At 67.2% G+C, this 2,670-nt stretch carries 2 protein-coding genes; one reads left to right on the top strand and one right to left on the bottom strand.

Annotated elements, in window-relative coordinates; genetic code table 11:
- Positions 1-1,409, bottom strand: a 1,409-nt coding sequence (gene asnB, locus ACXJKH_RS18365) for an asparagine synthase B (RefSeq protein ID WP_457321498.1), incomplete at its 3' end; no start/stop codon positions are given.
- A gap of 367 nt (positions 1,410-1,776) precedes the next feature.
- Between asnB and ACXJKH_RS18360 the strand changes: the two genes are divergently transcribed.
- Entirely contained in the window at positions 1,777-2,670 is an 894-nt protein-coding gene (locus tag ACXJKH_RS18360) for a tetratricopeptide repeat protein (RefSeq protein WP_457321497.1), read from the top strand.

Below are 2,670 nucleotides of genomic sequence, written 5' to 3'. Positions count from 1 at the left end.
ATCCAGCCATAGCCGACGCCATCGCTGAACTGCTCTTTCTGCCGCCACAGGATCGAATCGGGCAGATAGCCTTCAAAGGCTTCGCGCAGCACCGCCTTTTCGATGCGACGTGCGCCCTGCGGCCCCTGCCCGACCATCTTGTGGCGCGCGTCGATGCGCATGGCCACGTCGAGGAACTCGCGGTCCAGGAACGGCACGCGCGGCTCCACGCCCCAGGCCATCATCGACTTGTTGGCACGCAGGCAATCGTAGTTGTTGAGTGCGTCGAGCTTGCGCACCAGTTCCTCATGGAACTCGCGTGCGTTGGGCGCCTTGTGGAAGTACAGGTAGCCGCCGAATATCTCGTCGCTGCCCTCGCCGGACAGCACCATCTTCACGCCCATCGCCTTGATCCGCCGCGCCAGCAGGAACATCGGGGTGGAGGCGCGGATGGTGGTGACGTCGTAGGTTTCCACGTGGCGGATCACCTCGGGCAATGCGTCCAGGCCTTCTTCGAAGGTGTACTCGAAGCCATGGTGCACCGTGCCCAGCGCTTCGGCGGCGATCGCTGCGGCGGCCAGGTCCGGTGAGCCTTTGAGGCCGATGGCGAAGGAGTGCAGACGCGGCCACCACGCCTCGCTTTTATCACCGTCCTCGACGCGATGGCGCGCGTAGCGTGCGGCCACCGCGGCCACCAGCGAGGAGTCCAGGCCGCCGGACAGCAATACGCCATAGGGCACGTCGGTCATCAACTGGCGGTGCACGGCGCGCTCGAAGGCCTCGCGCAGCGCAGCAAGGTCGGCCTCGACACCTTCGACCGCATCGTAGTCGCGCCAGGGCCGCTCGTAGTAGCGGGTCAACGTGCCGGTGGCGCTGTCGTACCAGTGGCCAGGCGGGAACTGCGCCGCATCGGCGCAGATATCCACCAGCGACTTCAGCTCGGAGGCCACCACCAGGCGGCCGTCCTTGTCATGACCCCAGTACAGCGGCACCACACCGATCGGATCGCGCGCGATCAGCACGCGCTGCTGGTCGCGGTCCCACAGCGCGAAGGCGAAGATGCCGTTGAGGCGGTTGAGGAACGCGGCCGGGCTGTCCTGCCGGTACAGCGCGTTGATCACCTCGCAGTCCGAACCGGTCTGGAACGCATAGGGCTGGGCCAGTTCGGCCTTCAGTTCGCGGTGGTTGTAGATCTCGCCGTTGACCGCCAGCGCCAGCCCGCCGTCCTCGGACAGCAGCGGCTGCGAACCGCCGGCCGGGTCGACGATGGCCAGCCGTTCGTGGACCAGGATGGCGCCGGCATCGACGTACACCCCGCTCCAGTCCGGGCCGCGATGGCGCTGGCGCTGCGAGAGGTCCAGCGCATGGCGGCGCAGCGCGCTGAGGTCGTCGCCGGCCTGCAGGCCGAAAATACCGAAGATCGAACACATGGGAACAACTCCTGATGATGGGGGAATACACGTATTGCAGGCATTCGACCGGCCACCCAGGCCCGGAAGGGATAAACCCGGGCCACAAAAAAACCCGCATCGGTCGATGCGGGTTTTCTGGGGTCCGGGCGTGTTGCTTGTACTAGCCCTGGTCGCAGTCCCGCATCGGCCGCGCACGATTATTCGCGCGCAGATTATTGCGGTTGGTATTGCTGACAGCGGTGGCCGGGAACGAGGACATGGACCGACCGTAACCGGCTTTGGGCGGCGGTGCAACTGTTGCGATGGCAACCGATTCGGCCCCGGCGTTCAGCGGCCGCGACGGTGCGCTCCGGGATAATCGCCGGCCCCCTGCTGGATGTCATGGATGAACCTGTTCTCCCACCGCCCGTTGCTGTGCGCCTTGGCGCTGGCCGTTCTGAGCGGTTGCGCCGCTGCCCCGACCCGCCCGGTCAGCGACACCGAACGCGACGCGCTTGCCAGGGCCACCGATGGCCAGTTCGATTCCGCCCTGCGCGTGGCGAAGATGTACCAAGCCTGGAATGATCCGCGCGCTCTGGACTGGTACGCCCGTGCGGCCGCCGCCACGCCGCGTACCCACCACAGCACCAGCGCCGAAGAGACGCTCGGCACGATCCTCGAACGCGGCCGCCTGGACAGTGGCGAGGGTCCGCAGAAGCCCGGGGCGGTGGTGATGAAGGCATCACCGCGCAAGGCCTTCCACTGGTACCACAGCGCCGCCTACCACGGCTCACCGTATGCCATGCACGATCTGGAGAAGTGGTGCGAGCGGCGCGGCGACATGGCCGGCGCGCTGCGTTGGCGGCTGCGGTCTGCGGTGTACCTGCGCGAGCTGTACAAGCTCGACGCACTGCGCGCGGCCACACGTGGCTCGGCCAAGTCCGGCAACCCGGTGGCCACCGGCCCGGCGCCGAACGCGCTGATCGCACGCATCCAGCGTCGCGCCGAACGCGGCGATGCCGAATCGCAGGTGGATCTGGGCACGCTCTACGAAGCCGGCGTCGGCGTGGTGCAGGACAAGGCCGAGGCATTGCGCTGGTACGCGCGCGCCGGCACGCAGGGCAATGTGTACGGCCAGTACCTCAGCGGCCTCGCCCTGGGTCGGGGCGGTGATGGTCTGCAGAAGAACGTGGATGCAGCGGCGGCGTGGTTCGCCAAGGCCCATGCGCAGGGCTTCTACATGGCCGAGGAATCCTACTGGCGCGAGGCGATCGCACCGCCGTTCTGGACGTTCGAATAG

Source organism: Stenotrophomonas sp. P5_B8 (genome assembly GCF_054049855.1).
Note: the sequence above shows the minus strand (reverse complement) of the source record. Positions and strands in the feature narration are given on the sequence as shown.